Consider the following 16,558-nt stretch of genomic DNA (forward strand, 5'->3'; position numbering starts at 1 on the left):
AAAAAAAACCAGATGCTTTGCAGCATCTGGTTTTTTTTAATCGATCTACTTACTTTTACTTACTGCCTGGGATCGCCATTCCTGTTGACAGCGACCGTTGAACCCGGTGGCGAACTCATCTGAACACGGTGCTCAACGCCACGATAATTGTAAGTGACATCCCAATATTCTGGTGTGGTATTGGCCGTGGTCTGGCAGCGACGTACATCACGTTCATAAGTATTATTGTTATTGCGGCCTACGTTGGAACCCAGCGCACCACCGGCAACAGCACCGCCAGCAGTAGCCAGATCACGCCCTGTACCACCACCGACCTGGTGACCCAGGATACCGCCGATCAAAGCACCGGCAATGGCACCACCGACGTTGGGTTCACTACGTTCTGGCTGACTGACCTGCTGACGTTCTACCCAGCAACGCTCATTCGGGGGGCCGACAACGGCACGTACTGACGTAACTGGCGCTTCAAACACACCTTCATTAGGACGACGACGGTATTCATAATTTGGCATGCTCATTGGAGGCACTACTTCATTATCATAGCGGCCCCGGCCATTGACTGGCCTGACAGAAGAAATACGGTTGTTCATGCCCAGGCCCGACAAACTATCATAACTACCGCGACTCAAGATCACGCAGCGGCCATTGAAACCAGCATCGTCACAGACTTCCCAACGGCCACCAGAGACGACTACGGATGAAGCCAGGTCATTAAAACCACTATTACGGAAGTTGCTTTGCTGAACATTGGTACTGAAAGTGCGCCCGCGAAAGCCTTCGCCCTCATAAAATACGATTTGTGCACTGGCATGGGCAACCAGCAGCAAACTGGACACGCCGACTATGAATTTTAATTGTTGTTTCATTTGTTTCTCCAAGGTTGAAATCTGAAAAAAGCCATGGCGGGTGATTGCTATCCCGCCATGCAGACTTAGCAAGAGAGCCAGCATGAACGATATATCCATACCAGGACACCATGAGGGATAGCATCACCGTTTTCACAAAACCGGTCTGTGCGCTGACACACATTGATATTTCATATCAGCGCAACATGCCTGGGAACAACATCATCAAGATAAGATGCAACATCTACTCATGCTGCAAGTCCCATATAAGATGTGCATCTGCCAACAAGGAGTAATAAGCCATGCTGGCAGAGACTCTGGCAACCAGGGTATTTTGCGCTGCAGACGTAGCCTGACGCCTTGCCGCCAGCAAGGCTTGTAACTCTATCTCTCCCAAAGTATAGGCGCGCTGCAGCAGTCTGGCATTGTTTTGTGTTGCCACCAGACTGTTTTCTGCCAATTGCAGGCCCTCATATTGCCCCTCGGCATAGGCTATGCTGGCATGGATGTCGGCTTCCAGCTGGCGCTTTTTCAACTCCAGCTCATATCGGCTCATATTTGCCAGGTGGCTGGACTTCGCAGCACGCTGGCTGCGCATGCCCAGTGAAAACGGCAGGCTGATGGAAATGCCGCTGAGTCGCTCGCGCCCGCCCGCTTCTGATGCAGTGAAAACGCCGATCACAGGATCGGGCGTTTGCTCTGCACGTGCCTGCCCTGCCTGCGCCTGTGACTTGTCAAATTGCGCAAGAGCAATTTTCAGATCATCACTCTGGCTCAATATGCGCGCACGCCATAAACTGGCTTCATACCTGAGCTGGCCTGCGGCTGGCAAATTATTGTGTTGCCTGTCAAAACCGGGGAAGCGAGCATGCAAACGCCCCCAGGCTATCTGCACCTGTACCCTGGCCTCGGTTTCACTGCGTTTTTGCTCTGCCAGTTCAGCCTGTGCCAGGTTAATATCGAGTTTAGCAACATCGCCAGCCTTGACGCGTTTTTCCACGATGAGGAGATTCTCTTGCACTGACAGACGGTGCTGGCTGGCCAGTTGCAAGGCCTGCTCACTTGCCAGCCAGTCCAGCCATAGCTTGAGCAAATCACGGGCCGTCACATGTAAAGCTGCGCCATACTGTGCCTCGGCTTCGGCCAGCACAGCGCTACTCATCTGGCGGTCGGCTGCGGCCTTGGCGGGCATGCGTATGCCGCGTTCTATGCCAGCATTCCATTCGCGCGAAGTAGCTTCATTCTGTGTTGTCCGGCGCTGGGCAGTTATTTTTGCTGTCCATTCATAGGGAGATGCCTGCAACAAACCTGCTTCCTGCCTGGCTGCGTCAAGCCCCGCCTGGGCGGCATTAACGAGCGGGTCTTGCGCCAGTAAATGGCGCACCACTGGGGTAGGTAACAAGCCCGGGGTTTCTATCGCCATCACCTGGGCATGAGCAAAGGTATTGAATAACATCAAGCTCATGACACTGCTAATCAAGGGGAATGTTTTCATAAAATTTCTCCGGCTTCAAGGACAGGGCTGATCCAGTAATGCAGGCCAGCCCCCGCAAATTCTTGCTGCAACAGAGTCAGCATGGCTTGCTTGCCGTGTAACGGCAATAGCACTTGCACCAGTGTCATGAGCGCATGCCCTATGACTTGTTCACGGGCATTCAGAGTGACGCTCAGCATGCCATAGGCAGCAGCGGGAGTACTGATGAGCAGTTGAATACCCGGCAGCACCAGCAAACTGTCGAGCAGTTTTTCTTCCAGCCTGGCTGGACATAACAAACTAAAACATAATTCAGACATGGGAATTTTCCTTCATGCGCTGGTCTTTGGCAAAAGCAAAGCGCGCATACAAAATAGGTAATAACAGCAAGGTCAACGCTGTGGCTGTGATCAAGCCACCGATCACGACGATGGCCAAAGGACGCTGGATTTCAGAGCCCGGGCCGCTGGCGAATAGCAGCGGTATCAAACCAAATGCGGTAATTGATGCAGTCATCAATATGGGGCGCAAGCGCCGGTGCGCGCCCTGTATGACCACTTCCGCCAGAGCCATCCCTGTTGCCAGCAACTGGTTGAAATAGCTGACCAGCACCACACCGTTCAACACCGTAATACCCAGCAGGGCGATGAAGCCCACAGAGGCTGGCACAGACAGATATTCACCAGTGAGCCACAAAGCCAGCACACCACCAACCAGGGCAAACGGGATGATGGACAAAATCAGCAAGGCCTGGCGAATCGAGCGAAAAGTGGAAAACAGCAAGACAAAGATCAGGCCCAGCGCCACTGGCACCACCACCATCAAACGGCTGGCTGCCCTTTGCTGATTTTCAAATTGCCCGCCCCAACTGATGTGGTAACCACTAGGCAAGGCTAGTTTTTTGGCGACTTCTGACTTCGCCTCTTGCACAAAACCGACCATATCGCGGCCACTGACATTGGCAATCACGACAGCGTAACGACTGCCCATTTCACGGTCTATCTTGACTGGCCCTTCTGCCCTTTCCAGCCTGGCAACGCTGGATAAGGGCACACTGACGCCATCCTTGCTGGTGATGCGGGTGGCGGCAAATTCAGCAGGCGACAAACCTACCGATTTACCAGCCCGCAGGATAATCGGGCTGCGCCGATTCCCCTCTATCACGGTACCGGCCTGCTGGCCCTCTATCTGCATGCGCAGGGCATCCTGGATTTCTTCTACTGACAAACCCAGTCGCCCTGCCTGCAAGCGGTCTATCACTACGCGCAGATATTGCACGCCATCGTTTTGCACGGTGTACACATCCTGATTGCCCGCTACTGTTTTCAAGATGGCCTCAAGCTGGCTGGCATAGTGATTCAGCTTATCCAGTTCAGGTCCAAAAATCTTGACGGCAATATCACCCCGCACACCCAGTATCATTTCCGATACCCGCAATTCTATGGGCTGGGTGAAACTGTATTTGATGCCAGGCAGGGTATCGAGCACCTTGCGCACTTCATCGACCAGTGCTTCCTTGCTTGTGAGTTTCCAGTCCTTGCGTGGCTTTAGCAGGAGATAACTATCTGTCTGGTTCAAGCCCATGGGGTCAAGGCCAATTTCATCGGAACCTGCCCTTGCCACGATGCCTGTCACTTCTGGTATGGCTTGCATGATGGCTTGCTGGATTTTCAAGTCCAGGGCCACGCTTTGTTCCAGGCTGATGGAAGGCAGCTTTTCTATGCCTACTATCAGGTCACCTTCATCCATGACAGGCATGAAGGTTTTGCCGACCTGGGTGTAAACACCTGCCGCCACCAGTAGTAAAGCAACGGCAACCGCCGCCACCCATTTTTGTTGGCGCATGGCCCAGGCCAGCATGGGTGCATACAAGGCCAGCAGCTTGCGCGGCAACCAGGGTTCTTCATGCCTGACTGCGCGCAAGAGATATGACGCCAGCACAGGTATTATCGTGAAAGACAACAGCAAGGAACCTGCCAGTGCAAAGACGATAGTCAATGCCACCGGCACAAAGAATTTACCTTCCAGCCCTTCCAGGGTCAGCAAAGGCAGGAACACAGTGATAATGATGAGCATGCCAGAAGTCACCGGCAGACTGACTTCACGCACTGCACGATAAATCATATGCAGGCGCGGCAATTTACCGGCAGTCGTATCATGCGCCAGCCTTTGTACGATGTTCTCGACCACCACCACCGCAGCATCCACCAGCATGCCTATGGCAATCGCCAAACCGCCCAGACTCATGAGATTGGCGGACATTCCAAACAGGCGCATGAGGATGAAGGTAATCAGGGCAGATAGTGGCAATACCGTGGCAACGGTCAGCGCAGCACGCAGATTACCCAAAAAGAGCACCAGCAAAATTACAACAATCACGGTAGCTTCCAGCAGAGCTGACGACACCGCGCCCACTGCTTTGTCTACCAGGGATGCCCTGTCGTAAAACACCTCGATACGCGCGCCCTTGGGCAAGGTGGGTGCCAGTTCAGCGATTTTTTTGCGCACGCCTGTGACTACTTGCTGGGCATTGGCACCGGCCAGGCCGAGTACCAGTCCTTCCACTGCTTCTGCCTTGCCGCTTTTGGTGACGGCGCCATAACGTGTCATCTCGCCCATCCTGACTTCCGCCAGATTGCCCAGCCTTACAGGATGAGTATCCTTGAGCGTGACTACCACGGCACGCAAATCATCGAGGGTATTGATACTCCCCTCGCTGCGCACCAGCAAGACTTCATCGCCCTCGCCCAGTCTGCCTGCGCCATCGTTGCGGTTATTGGCGCGTATGGCTTCTTTCAACTGCGCGATACTGATACCCGCAGCTGCCATGGCAGCCGGATCGGGTATCACCTCAAAAGCCCTTACCACGCCTCCCAGGGAATTGACATCTGCCACACCCGTCACTGTGCGCAATGCCGGACGAATGACGGTATCGAGTAATTGCCGCCGCTCTGCCAGGGGCATTTGATCTGCTTCTACAGTGAACATGAACATCTCACCCAGTGGAGTAGTGATAGGTGCCATGCCGCCACTGATCCCGGCAGGCAAATTCTCTGTGATGCCGCTGAGGCGTTCACTGACTTGCTGACGTGCCCAGTAAATGTCGACACCATCCTCAAAATCGATGGTGACATCGACCAGGCCATACTTGGTTACAGAACGCAAGATACGCGTCCTGGGTATGCCCAGCATTTCCACTTCTATGGGGACGGCAATCCGGGTTTCGACTTCTTCCGGCGTCATGCCTGGGGCTTTCATGATGAGCTTGACCTGGGTGCCAGAAACATCAGGAAAAGCATCTATAGGCAATTGCCTGAAAGCCAGCCAGCCTGCACCCGGCAGCAAGATACTCAGCAACAGCATGAACAGCCGCTGCGCCAAAGAAAATTGTATGAGTCGCGCCAGCATCAACCTGCTCCCTTTTCACCCAGCCAGGAACCCTTGAGGGCAATCACACCGCTGACAGCGATTTTTTCATCTGCCTTTAATGCACCCTGCACCCTCACCCGCTGGCCAGCACTGCTTACAACCTTGACAGTGCGCGCCTCAAAACCATCTACCGTGCGCACGAACACCACGGCCTGGCCCGCATCATGCGCCAGCGCTGCCAGTGGTATATCAAAACTGTCTGCATTCGGCGCCAGGGCCAGTTGCGCGGTTACCAGTTCACCAGGTCGCAAATCACTTGCGCTGCCATCGACCTCGGCACGCAGACTGAGGGTCTGGCTTCCAGCCACGACCAGAGGACTGATGCTGACGATGCGGCCTGTCGCACTGCGCCCCTGTACCTGCAATTTACTGCCTATGCGCCAGGCCGCGGCATCCGCCAGCGCTGCCTGTATCTCCAGTTGCAACTGTCCAGTCTGCGCTACATGCAACAAGACTGTGGACGGATCAAGACGCTGACCCGGTTTGACTTCCATTTGCGTGATAACGCCTGCCTGCGTCGCATGCAGGGTCAGGCCGTCTTCCAGCTTGCCTGAGCTGACAATGCGATCGATATTGGTGGCCGACAAACCAGTCAGACGCAAAGCCGCCCTGGACTGGCGCAATACCGCCTCGCTTTCTGCCAGCGCTGCCTGTGATTCCTGCACACGGCGCTGGGCAATGATACCCTCGTCGAACAGGGCTTTTTCGCGCTGTGCTGCCTGGCGTGCCAGGGTATGGCGGCTGACAGCCTGCAACAATTGCAATTGCAGAGGCCCCAGTTCCTGGCTACTGATACGTAACAGTGGAGTGCCCTGTCTGACCTCTTGATTCGCTTGTACATAAAGTTGCACCGCCAGTCCAGCCACCGGCGAGCTGATGATTTGTTCTTTATGCGCTGGCACGCTGACCTGGGCAGGCAAGCTCAATGTCAGCGGCCTGGCATCCTTTTGTAAAGCACTGACCTGGATATTCATTGCCTGCATTTGCTGTGCCGTGACGGCAAACCTGGCTTGCTTTTCTGCTGCCTGCAATGGCATTTGACTTAGCGCTGACAGCAACAAAGCGCAGTACAGCTGTCTGGAGAAATTTCTGTTTTTCATATTGAGTTCCCAAATGACGCATAGGGGGATGCGCTTGCGACAAGCACATCAGATAGATCAATTACCAACGCGTATGCCTATGCAAAGCACGTGCACAATGGCATGAGCAAGACAGGCAAAGTTGGCAAGAATTGATAGATATGGAAGGCGTGCGCAGGCAAGCAAGTGCTTGCAAGGCTCATTGCAGAGGATATTAAGCAGAATTAAAAACTGTAAAAATTGCCATACAAGCGGAATGATTTCCGCTGACAATTAATACAAATTCATCCAATAAAACCTAGCATGGATTTACGCCAGTATAGGTTCGCCGCAAGGGGGGCGATATGGCGCATCGTAGGTGGAGAAGGGCAGGAGCTGCGCAGTAAAATGCCAACTGCTATCAGGTGCAAGAGGAGCGTGAAAAGTCAGCAATGCTGTAGTGTCAGGGAATAATTGCAAATGATCCACCGCATGCAGCATCTGGTGTTCAATAGCACTATGCCCATTATCCCTGTCGGTATTCCTGGCATCATGCTGCGGAGCAGATGTACTCACTTCAGGGCGGCCATCATGCTCAAGCGCATGCGTGATCCGCGAAGAATTCAAGTTCCATGCACCAAGGTTCGTCATGAAAATGACGAGCAATATGACTGCCAGGCGCTGGATAAATGACTTACTCATGGGCGAGACTGTAGCATATTTGAGGCACATGTGCAGCTAAACTGCCGGATACCCGTGCAGGATGCGCCCCGCGCACTGCCATGCTAGTCAAAATCTCAATCTATAAATGGACATATGCATAGTAGCGTATGCAAGCACAGGAAATGGTGCGCATGGCGCACCCCAACAAACGCGTACAACATCATACTTTTCTATCGTGTTAACTGGAGAGGCTGTGCTAAACATGGCAATAAAAAAACGGACTGCAACAGCAATCCGCTTTAATAATGGCAGAATTCGCTGCCATTCCTATATTAAACAGACAGTAAAGTCCGTTAAAATTTAAGACGGTACACTGGCTTCAGAAGTGGAATTGATATCTTCTGCACCAGCATTTTTGTAGATGTCTTTTGTTTTATGGACCTGATCAGAATTATCAGTATGGACGGAGATCAGGATATTGCCATCGCGGATTTTCCCGTCATACAATTTCGCTTCATATTCCGGGATGCCCATGCCCACCAGTGCACCGATGATGCCACCAGCAGCAGTACCCAGCGCAGCACCGCCCAAGGCGGCCATGATAGGGCCAGCAGCAATGAAAGGGCCTACACCAGGAATCGCCAGGGAACCGATGCCTGTCAACCAGCCCAGGATAGCACCGACACTCATGCCGGCAACGCCACCTGCAGCTGCGCCTTCAGGCAATTTGGTATTTTGTTCATGCGCGAAATCGCGGCTACCAGTCTGATCCGGGAACAAGACAGAAATATCCTGACTTGGCAGGCCTGCAATTTTCAGGTTTTCAACGATGGTTTCGGCCTGGATACGATTTTTTGCGATGCAATAGACAGCGTTTTTCATATGTATTCCTTGATTAAGTTGAAATAAGTTGAAATAAGTTGAAGTAAGTCGAATTACATGATTTGAATCAGTTTTGCATTAATTTCTTGTTCACCTGCTTCAATTGGATTTCACATCCAGAGAATTATTGACAGAAGCCACGCCTGGAACAGCTTGAGCGAGTTTTTCTATCCTGGTTTTTTCATCTGCAGTTTTTACAGGACCGCGTAAAGTCACAGTGCCTGCTTCTACCAGTATCTTGATGTTATGTGCAGTCACAGAAAGTGACTTGTCCTGAACGACTGAGCGTCGCACAGCAGCCAGAAGCTTACGATCTGCTGGTGAATTGGATTGATCTTCTGCAGTGGCATTCGCGGCATTTTTGTCACGGCCATTCATGCTGGAATTATCGACATTCGATGCTGTCTTGCCTTCAGTCACAACAGGCGGTGCTGACTTGTCAGCTGCAAACCCGGCGACTGGCAATACGGCGAAACACAGCAATGAAGCGATCCCTATCGTATTTGCTATTCGTTTCATTCATTTCTCCTTGATAAAAGCCCGTGGACAGGCACAGACAGAATAAGCCGGGAAAGATTTGGCTTCTGTACGCTAAGACACATGTGGAAAAAATAAATGAAAAAACCTAGAATTTTTTTGACTGAGCGAAAAATCTGAATCAAATTTCCTGGATGTGCATACCACGGACTAACAGGCAAAAAAAACAAAACCGGCAAGTCGACCGCAACAAGAAATTTTATTAAAAACTCATTCCTCATGTACGTCAGCGCACATTCCTTTTACAGAAAACGCCGTATATATAGAGACTCTTACTCATGCACTTTCTGTATTAGCTTATTTGGTGCACTGGAGTATTGCCCAATACGATAGCCAACTCATCACCCAAGGAGAACTGTAATGAAATTAAAACCTCTTAATGAGAGCATGGAACAATGCCTTGCCAATTGCCTGGAATGCCATCGCATTTGTACCGCAACTGCTGCCCATGTTATGCATGGTGACAGCAATCACAGTGAAGTATTACATCTTGTCAGCCTGCTCGACTGTGCCCAGATTTGCCTGGTACATGCAGACTTCATGAGCCGCCGTTCACCACATCATACTCATCTGGCCAAAGAATGTGCCGAAATCTGCGCAGCTTGCGCCACCCTCTGTGAAGCCCATACTGACCCGGATGGCATGATGCGCGCTTGCGCACAAGCCTGCCGTACTTGTGCTGACACTTGTGCTGCCATGTAAAGAAATCCTGGCCTGGTTGCAGGCAAGAACAGCAGACATTGCTTACGCCAACCAGGCTTGCTCATCTTTTTCGCTTTACAACATCACACAAATCATCAAATCCTTGTTCTGGCGCAAAACACAGGCATGGCCTATGTGCCAGGCTAGTGCCATGAGCCGGGACAAGCGCTTACATTCATCTTAAACTTAAGGAAAACATGACTAACACGACAAAAGCCTATTTGATAGGCGCTGGCATAGGCTCGCTGGCCGCAGCAGCTTTTATGATACGCGACGGGAAAATCAAGGGTGACAATATCTCCATACTTGAGGCTGGCTCACTGATAGGCGGCAGCCTGGATGGCGCAGGCAACCCTGAACAAGGCTATTCATTACGCGGTGGCCGCATGCTGACCACGGACAATTATGAATGCACATGGGATTTATTCAAATCCATACCCTCATTGCATAATCCTGGCAGATCAGTATTTGAAGAAACCGTGGAATTCAATGAGCACCACCAATCCAACTCCAAGGCCAGGCTGGTTGACCAGCGCCGTGCCAAGGTGCCCGTATCATCCATGGGTTTTTCCATGCAGGATCGCATGGAATTACTGAAACTGAGCCAGGCCGATGAAGCAGAGATGGGTAATAGTAATATTACTGAATGGCTGTCGCCTTCTTTCTTTGAAACTGAATTCTGGTATATGTGGGCCACGACCTTTGCCTTCCAGCCCTGGCATAGTGCCGTCGAGTTCAAGCGTTATCTGCATAGATTCATGATGGAGTTCTCGCGCATAGAAACCCTGGCTGGCGTCAAGCGTACCATCTACAATCAATACGACTCACTGGTCTTGCCCCTGCAAACCTGGTTGAAGCAGAATGGCGTGCGTTTCATCATGGATTGCCAGGTACAAAAAATCACACATACCCTGAGCAATGAGCAATTCATGGTCACTGGCCTGCATTGCCTGCGCGGCGGCGTGGAAGAAATCATTACTGTCGATGAAGGTGACCTGGTCTTCCTGCAAAATGGCTCGATGACCGATGCATCCAGCCTGGGTTCCATGAGCAGCGCGCCAGAAAAGCGCAACAAGCTTGATAGTGGAGGCTGGCAGTTATGGGAACAGCTGGCAGCCGAACACCCAGGCATGGGCAATCCAGCGGCGTTCAATAGTTGCATCGCGCGGTCGTACTGGGCATCTTTCACGGTCACCTTGAAAGATCCGCGTTTCTTTAACCTGATGCAGAAATTCAGTGGCAATGAAGCTGGTACCGGCGGCCTGGTCACTTTCAAGGATTCCAACTGGCTGATGTCTATCGTGCTGGCGCATCAGCCACACTTTATCAATCAACCAGCAGATGTGCAGGTGTTCTGGGGTTATGCGCTCTTCCCCGACCGCATCGGCAATTATGTCGCCAAGCCCATGAGTGAATGCAACGGCGCCGAGATCTTGCAGGAATTGCTGGGCCATCTACGCTTTGATAGCGAAGTATTTGACAATGCCAATTGCATACCTTGCAGGATGCCGTATATCACCAGCATGTTCATGCCACGCTCCATCGGTGACCGGCCTTTGCCAGTTCCACCGGGCACGAAAAATTTTGCTTTCATTAGCCAGTTTGTCGAAGTCGCAGACGATGTGGTCTTTACTGTCGAATACTCAGTTCGCGCGGCACAAATGGCCGTCTACCAATTATTGGGCGTCAACAAGCAAGTACCACCAGTCACTGCACATGACAAATCCCTTGGCACAAAAATGGAAGCATTGATCAAGGCGTTCAAGTAAATTGGGCAATGCAGCCAGGTATTAAATCTGGCTGCATTATGCTATCCATTTTTAGGGACTGTATCTTCATTTTGCAACGGGCGCTCAAATAAAAGCAATGGATAGCTGAAACTCGTTTTCGTCCAGTAGGGTGCGCCATGCGCACCAATTTTTAACGCATGCATACACTACTCTGCACATGAAGACATGCTTCTTTTGAAATTGCTGACAAAGAGGCGGTGCGCACGGTGCACCCTACACATTTTCCAGGCCATGCGACCTTGTCACTCGGCTTCTTCCGTGGATATCTTTTGCTTTAGTACTGTCTGAACTAGTTACGCTTACTTTTCTTAATTTTGCAACAATCCCTTAAAAATATCAGAGCAGCACCTGACGGGTAGACAAGAAAAATTCCTGAATTTCCATATCCAGCTCGGCATCAATCAATTCTTCAGGGCGTTTGCCATGTGGGCACAAGAGCCTGGGGGTGGTGCCAAACAAACGGCAGATGATGGGCCTGTCATCGTAGACTTCGCAACCTTTTTCAGCCAGATAAGGACAACTCAACTCTGCCAAGGCTGCCTCGTGCTGGGCATCCGACTTTACGGGCAGCTCAGCAATCTCAAAAGACGAGGTCGTCACTGGTCCGCAACAATCATGGCAACCGGGCACGCACTCAAATGAGGGAATGCGTTTCCTGAAAAATTTTATCTTTTGGCTGATGGCAGACATGACTGGATAAGTCGGACTTCCTATACTGATGAAACAGTATAGCAAGGATATCAAAGCCTGGTGTCTACCGCTGCTACGCTGCACTCAGCGTGCCTGCATTCATTGCACAGGCAACCCGAAATGTCTATTGTCATCAATCAGATGCCTGGCTTCCACTTCAAAACCTATCAAACCATGATGCTTCAAATGCGTGCGTAAAATATTTCTGGAGATACCCAGCAGCTTGGCAGTTTGCACCTGATTTTGTGCGCAAAAATTGAAAGCCGTATGAATCAGGGTTTGTTCATAAAATTCAAATATGCCTGCATCTCCGGTTTCTATGCTTTCGACTATCAGTGCCTGCAATCTCTCTTTCAAGCTGGCTTCCTGATCTGGCGTTGTTAGCGTATTGCTGGCATGAACCTGCACTTCTGCTGGCAAGCCCTGCACCGTGACTGTAGCCGAGTTTGCTGTGCTCTTGCGCCGGGCAACACCAGCCAGTTTCAAATCCTCAGATAAAATCACTTTATCGCGGCAAACTATCAAGGCAAAGTGAATGACGTTTTCCAGCTCACGTATATTGCCTGGCCACTCATATTGCAGTAGCGCAGTTTCTGCTTCTGGTGACAGTCTTACATTATCAAGTTTCATTTTTTCGCCATAGGTGGCAATAAAATGATGGGCCAGTGGCAGTATGTCACCAGTACGTTCAAACAAAGGAGGTAAATTAATCGTGGCAACACTGAGGCGGTAATATAAATCCGAACGAAAATGCTCAGCCTCTATGGCCTTGTGCAAGTCCACATTGGTTGCTGCCACCAGTCTGACATCCAGCGGTATAGGCTTGCGTGAACCCAGTCTGACCACCTGGCGCTCTTGTAATACCCGCAGCAGTTTCACTTGCAATGCGAGTGACAGATCACCTATCTCATCAAGAAATAAAGTACCGCCATTGGCTGCCTCGAACCAGCCAGAACGCGATTGTGTGGCACCGGTAAATGCACCACTTTCATGACCAAATAATTCAGCATCAATCAGGGTTTCGCTAAAGGCACCGCAATTGACTGCAATAAACGGGCCTTTGCGCCCGCTATGATTATGGATATGGCGTGCCACCAACTCTTTGCCCGTCCCGGTTTCACCTATGATCAGGGCAGTGGCTTCGCTGCGGGCTATGCGTTCTACTTGCTGCAATAGTGTGGCAGAGCGTGGATCATTAAACATCATGGCCTTGGCCCGTATGGACAAGATCATGTTTTGATTATCGGGGAAGGTCAGTAATTTATTCACGACATGCTTTCTGGCTGAGTCTGCTGAAAGTAAAATGAACGCAACCTAAGAAAGAAAACGCTCTTTCCTCATAACTGCATTCGACGACACCAGACTACCGTGGGAGTTCCTCAAGTAAAACGAATTTTTACAAACTTTCTTATCCACTTTTTTGAAAATATTTCTGATAGAAAATTAAATGCAAGACCAGTGTGCATTTGCGAGGATGAGCGTGCAGGGCGAGACATCTTTCGCATCGCATATCAGAATGAAAAATATCTGCCCCTTGCTTGTTGTGTGCTGGCGACACCACATTTATTTCAATAATTAATCCTGCATTTAATTTGATATTTAATTCGACACTTTATAATCATCATGGCAAGCCTTGCAGGTGCGTGTCAATTTTCCATATTGATCTTTGACAGCTACCGGATCGCCTGCCAGCGCGAGCTTGGCCAGTTCATTGGCTTCCTTGCTAAAGTTTGCCGCCAGCTCGCCTACATGTTTGCCATCCTTGAACAACTCAGGCTTGACTGCCGTATCATGCCAACCCTTGCCTTGCTCAGTACCAGCCGGGAACAAAGCCCCCAGACCGGCATTCGACAACACCGCTATGGTATTGGCAGCCTTGATGACTTCTTCTTTATTGTATTGTCCTTCCAGCGAAGACTTGATGCGGCCTGAATTCCAGCCTATGACCTGGTAAGCCGATTGCCGCCATTTGATCAGCGTTTCTGGCTTGGGTGCCTGTTGCGCCAACACGGATGTCGATGCAATCAGGACCGTGGCTGCGCTTAAGCCTAGTAAAATCTTTGATGCAGTTTTTTTCATGGATGTTCCCGGACTGTGGTGGTTAAAAAGCCTAGTTTCAAGTTTTATCAGGCACGCAAATTTATCTTGAAAAACTCTATCGTGCGCTGCCATGCCAGTGTGGCAGCCGCTGCATCGTAGCGTGGCGTCGTATCATTATTAAAACCATGCTGAACACCAGCATAGACAAAGGCCTGGTACTTGACACCTGCCTTCGTCAGCGCAGCTTCATATTTTGGCCAACCGGCATTAATGCGCTCATCCACACCAGCGTAATGGATGAGTAGTGGCGCCTTGATTTTTGCGGCTTCCTCTTCTGCAGGTTGACCGCCATAGAAAGGCACGGCGCCCGCCAGGTCTGGGATTTTGGTTGCGAGGAAATTGGAAATACCACCGCCATAACAAAACCCGACCACGCCAACCTTGCCATTTCCTTCTGGCAGTTTTTTCAGGATCGTTGCAGCCTCCAGAAAATCAGCGCGGGTCTTGGCCTGGTCAAGCTTAGGGAAAAGTTCGCGGGCTTTTTCTTCATCACCGGGGTAACCGCCCAGTGGTGCCAGGGCATCTGGCGCAAAGGCGATAAAGCCGTCCAGCGCCAGACGACGGGCGATGTCTTCTATATGCGGGTTCAAGCCGCGGTTTTCATGCACGACCAGTACGGTAGCTAATTTCGCTTTCACTTCCGCTGGCGTGACGAGATAGCCACGCAGAGTACCGTAGCCTTGTGGCGATGGATAGTCAACATAGCGCGCCTGTATGCGTGCATCCGTTTTCGGCACTTGCTGGGCCTGGGCGAAATTAGGGCTAAGTTGTTGCAGCAATACCTCGGCCGTCACCGCACCAACTGCAAATTTACTGGCTGATTGCAAAAACCCACGTCTATCTATCTGACCATGGACATATTGATCAAACAGTTGCAATACTTCTGGCTTGAAATCATCTGAGGTTTGACGTGTCATTTTATTCTCCTGGTTCTTTAATTTATTTAAAGGGACGGTAATTGTCGTGGCAGGCACTACAGGCCTTGGCGATACTGACAGCCGCCAGTGTTCCTTTATCATAGTCCTGATTACGCACCGATGCACTGATGATGGCTGCGGCATCTTTACCATCCCTGGACATTTGCACGGCCTCGTCGGGATGCTTGATCTGAATGAAGTAGTTTTCCATCTTCAAATACAGATCCTCGATTTCTTCTGCGCTTTGTATGGCCGCCTCGTCCTCTTTTTGCGATATGCGTTTTTGTACATCGACTATTTTTTTATCTATCTTGCGCATCCAGATATCAAAATCGAGCATGCTGGCCGCCGATGTTGGTCCCATGACGACCATAGACAACACTAGCAGTAATCCATACCGTTTCACAACGACAACTGGTTTCATAGTTTGGCAGTTTTGCTGGCAGCAAGCTTCTGTACTGCTTCCAGCGCCTTAGCCACATTTTGCTCCGGTGTCAGTCCGCCTATTGCTGCATATACCTTGCCACTCGCAGTGACGATGAAAGTACTGCGCTCTGCCCGCCCGTGGTCAATCTCATTACCTCGCGTATCTTTGCGCCCTGCAGGCGTCTCGGTCACTGCCAGGTCATAGCTTTTGGCAATCTTGCCATCGATATCAGATGCAACGGGGAATTTACCTGCGCAATAATCGGGGTCAGCAGAAAAATCATTGAGACTGCTGATGCTATCCAGAGACACGCCGACTACCGTAGCTCCCGCCTCCTGGAATTTTTCATGATTTACGGCAAAACCATGTGCCTGTATATTGCAACCGCCAGTAAAGGCTGAAGGATAGAAATACACCACCACTGGTCCTTTCTTCAGCGCGTCTTTCAGTGAATAGGTAAAACTTTTACCTGACAGCGATGCTTGCGCCTTGATATCCGGCGCAGCATCACCTTCCTTCAAGGCTGCCATAGTGACTGAAGTCATCGCTGCCAATGCCAGCAATAAACTGAATTTGATTACGCTTTTTCTCATTTTCCTTCTTTCTGCAACAGACTCTTATTCAACTTTTCTTATAAACCTGATGACAGGTCTTGCACGACTTCGCCAATGCACCGACCGTGGCCGACGCATTGTCAAAGTCTTTTTCACTGACTTGCCGTATCAGTTCAGTAGCAAAATTCTTGCTCTTGCGCGCATATTCAATCGCATCAGTAGCATCACCCTTGTGTTTGTAATATAGCTCAACCTGGCTGAACATCTCTTCTATCTCGCGAGCGTCTGCCAATGCCGCCTTGCCATCTTTTAACGAGATATTAGAATCCACGCTTTTGGTGGATTCTTCTATTCTCTGCATCAAGTCCATATCCACTTCGGCTACTGCTACGGCCAAACTCGCCAAACTCGTCATAGCGGCTAGCAAACTCAGCAGCAGTACCGTGCTCTTTATCGATTTCCTTATCAATTTCTTTTTCATTGCTGCATC

At 50.6% G+C, this 16,558-nt stretch carries 17 protein-coding genes; 2 read left to right on the plus strand and 15 right to left on the minus strand.

Going from position 1 to position 16,558, the window contains the following annotated elements:
- Positions 1-59: 59 nt before the first annotated feature.
- From ACO0LF_RS11200 to ACO0LF_RS11235, 8 genes are all read right to left on the minus strand, one after another.
- Positions 60-866, minus strand: a complete 807-nt coding sequence (locus ACO0LF_RS11200) for a beta/gamma crystallin-related protein (protein WP_423014165.1) — start codon at positions 864-866, stop codon at positions 60-62.
- Positions 867-1,089: 223 nt separating this feature from the next.
- Positions 1,090-2,340, minus strand: coding sequence for a TolC family protein (locus tag ACO0LF_RS11205; RefSeq protein WP_423014166.1), 1,251 nt, complete (start codon positions 2,338-2,340; stop codon positions 1,090-1,092).
- Positions 2,337-2,639 carry a DUF3240 family protein gene (locus ACO0LF_RS11210; RefSeq protein WP_423014167.1) on the minus strand — a complete coding sequence of 101 codons (303 nt, stop codon included), beginning with the start codon at positions 2,637-2,639 and terminating at the stop codon, positions 2,337-2,339. The genes ACO0LF_RS11205 and ACO0LF_RS11210 overlap by 4 nt, the downstream gene beginning before the upstream one ends.
- Entirely contained in the window at positions 2,632-5,727 is a 3,096-nt protein-coding gene (locus ACO0LF_RS11215) for an efflux RND transporter permease subunit (protein ID WP_423014168.1), read from the minus strand. Before ACO0LF_RS11215 ends, ACO0LF_RS11210 begins: the two co-directional genes overlap by 8 nt.
- On the minus strand, positions 5,727-6,848 hold the full coding sequence (locus ACO0LF_RS11220) for an efflux RND transporter periplasmic adaptor subunit (RefSeq protein WP_423014169.1): 1,122 nt from the start codon (positions 6,846-6,848) through the stop codon (positions 5,727-5,729). Before ACO0LF_RS11220 ends, ACO0LF_RS11215 begins: the two co-directional genes overlap by 1 nt.
- Positions 6,849-7,136: 288 nt before the next feature.
- Complete coding sequence (locus ACO0LF_RS11225; RefSeq protein WP_423014170.1) at positions 7,137-7,508, minus strand: hypothetical protein; 372 nt, start codon at positions 7,506-7,508, stop codon at positions 7,137-7,139.
- A 321-nt stretch (positions 7,509-7,829) separates the two neighbouring features.
- On the minus strand, positions 7,830-8,351 hold the full coding sequence (locus ACO0LF_RS11230) for a quinol:electron acceptor oxidoreductase subunit ActD (protein ID WP_423014171.1): 522 nt from the start codon (positions 8,349-8,351) through the stop codon (positions 7,830-7,832).
- Positions 8,352-8,450: 99 nt separating this feature from the next.
- On the minus strand, positions 8,451-8,870 hold the full coding sequence (locus ACO0LF_RS11235) for a BON domain-containing protein (protein ID WP_423014172.1): 420 nt from the start codon (positions 8,868-8,870) through the stop codon (positions 8,451-8,453).
- 378 nt (positions 8,871-9,248) lie between these two features.
- Between ACO0LF_RS11235 and ACO0LF_RS11240 the strand changes: the two genes are divergently transcribed.
- Complete coding sequence (locus ACO0LF_RS11240; RefSeq protein ID WP_423014173.1) at positions 9,249-9,590, plus strand: four-helix bundle copper-binding protein; 342 nt, start codon at positions 9,249-9,251, stop codon at positions 9,588-9,590.
- A gap of 197 nt (positions 9,591-9,787) precedes the next feature.
- A complete protein-coding gene (locus ACO0LF_RS11245; RefSeq protein WP_423014174.1) occupies positions 9,788-11,359 on the plus strand; it encodes an oleate hydratase in 1,572 nt (523 codons plus the stop codon).
- A 357-nt stretch (positions 11,360-11,716) separates the two neighbouring features.
- Here ACO0LF_RS11245 and ACO0LF_RS11250 read toward each other — a convergent pair whose 3' ends face one another.
- The 7 genes from ACO0LF_RS11250 to ACO0LF_RS11280 all read right to left on the minus strand — a co-directional run bounded on the left by ACO0LF_RS11250 (position 11,717) and on the right by ACO0LF_RS11280 (position 16,549).
- Positions 11,717-12,070 (minus strand): YkgJ family cysteine cluster protein, encoded by a 354-nt coding sequence (locus ACO0LF_RS11250; protein ID WP_423014175.1) that lies wholly within the window; start codon positions 12,068-12,070, stop codon positions 11,717-11,719.
- Positions 12,071-12,169: 99 nt separating this feature from the next.
- On the minus strand, positions 12,170-13,339 hold the full coding sequence (locus tag ACO0LF_RS11255) for a sigma-54 interaction domain-containing protein (protein WP_423014176.1): 1,170 nt from the start codon (positions 13,337-13,339) through the stop codon (positions 12,170-12,172).
- 330 nt (positions 13,340-13,669) lie between these two features.
- The gene (locus ACO0LF_RS11260) at positions 13,670-14,149 is read right to left on the minus strand and encodes a c-type cytochrome (protein ID WP_423014177.1); all 480 of its coding nucleotides are present in this window, start codon (positions 14,147-14,149) and stop codon (positions 13,670-13,672) included.
- Between the two features lie 47 nt (positions 14,150-14,196).
- Positions 14,197-15,087, minus strand: coding sequence for a dienelactone hydrolase family protein (locus ACO0LF_RS11265; protein WP_423014178.1), 891 nt, complete (start codon positions 15,085-15,087; stop codon positions 14,197-14,199).
- Between the two features lie 22 nt (positions 15,088-15,109).
- Positions 15,110-15,469 (minus strand): hypothetical protein, encoded by a 360-nt coding sequence (locus ACO0LF_RS11270; RefSeq protein ID WP_423014179.1) that lies wholly within the window; start codon positions 15,467-15,469, stop codon positions 15,110-15,112.
- Between the two features lie 38 nt (positions 15,470-15,507).
- A complete protein-coding gene (locus tag ACO0LF_RS11275) occupies positions 15,508-16,107 on the minus strand; it encodes a peroxiredoxin (protein WP_423014180.1) in 600 nt (199 codons plus the stop codon).
- Between the two features lie 28 nt (positions 16,108-16,135).
- Positions 16,136-16,549 (minus strand): hypothetical protein, encoded by a 414-nt coding sequence (locus ACO0LF_RS11280; protein WP_423014181.1) that lies wholly within the window; start codon positions 16,547-16,549, stop codon positions 16,136-16,138.
- Positions 16,550-16,558: the final 9 nt, after the last annotated feature.

This window comes from Undibacterium sp. Di27W (assembly GCF_049340345.1).
In the GTDB taxonomy this organism is placed as follows: Bacteria; Pseudomonadota; Gammaproteobacteria; order Burkholderiales; family Burkholderiaceae_D; genus Undibacterium.

Coding starts and splice junctions, on each gene's coding strand:
- ACO0LF_RS11200 (WP_423014165.1), bottom strand. CDS start 866: ATGAAACAACAATTAAAATTCATAGTCGGCGTGTCCAGTTTGCTGCTG.
- ACO0LF_RS11205 (WP_423014166.1), bottom strand. CDS start 2,340: ATGAAAACATTCCCCTTGATTAGCAGTGTCATGAGCTTGATGTTATTC.
- ACO0LF_RS11210 (WP_423014167.1), bottom strand. CDS start 2,639: ATGTCTGAATTATGTTTTAGTTTGTTATGTCCAGCCAGGCTGGAAGAA.
- ACO0LF_RS11215 (WP_423014168.1), bottom strand. CDS start 5,727: ATGCTGGCGCGACTCATACAATTTTCTTTGGCGCAGCGGCTGTTCATG.
- ACO0LF_RS11220 (WP_423014169.1), bottom strand. CDS start 6,848: ATGAAAAACAGAAATTTCTCCAGACAGCTGTACTGCGCTTTGTTGCTG.
- ACO0LF_RS11225 (WP_423014170.1), bottom strand. CDS start 7,508: ATGAGTAAGTCATTTATCCAGCGCCTGGCAGTCATATTGCTCGTCATT.
- ACO0LF_RS11230 (WP_423014171.1), bottom strand. CDS start 8,351: ATGAAAAACGCTGTCTATTGCATCGCAAAAAATCGTATCCAGGCCGAA.
- ACO0LF_RS11235 (WP_423014172.1), bottom strand. CDS start 8,870: ATGAAACGAATAGCAAATACGATAGGGATCGCTTCATTGCTGTGTTTC.
- ACO0LF_RS11240 (WP_423014173.1), top strand. CDS start 9,249: ATGAAATTAAAACCTCTTAATGAGAGCATGGAACAATGCCTTGCCAAT.
- ACO0LF_RS11245 (WP_423014174.1), top strand. CDS start 9,788: ATGACTAACACGACAAAAGCCTATTTGATAGGCGCTGGCATAGGCTCG.
- ACO0LF_RS11250 (WP_423014175.1), bottom strand. CDS start 12,070: ATGTCTGCCATCAGCCAAAAGATAAAATTTTTCAGGAAACGCATTCCC.
- ACO0LF_RS11260 (WP_423014177.1), bottom strand. CDS start 14,149: ATGAAAAAAACTGCATCAAAGATTTTACTAGGCTTAAGCGCAGCCACG.
- ACO0LF_RS11265 (WP_423014178.1), bottom strand. CDS start 15,087: ATGACACGTCAAACCTCAGATGATTTCAAGCCAGAAGTATTGCAACTG.
- ACO0LF_RS11275 (WP_423014180.1), bottom strand. CDS start 16,107: ATGAGAAAAAGCGTAATCAAATTCAGTTTATTGCTGGCATTGGCAGCG.
- ACO0LF_RS11280 (WP_423014181.1), bottom strand. CDS start 16,549: ATGAAAAAGAAATTGATAAGGAAATCGATAAAGAGCACGGTACTGCTG.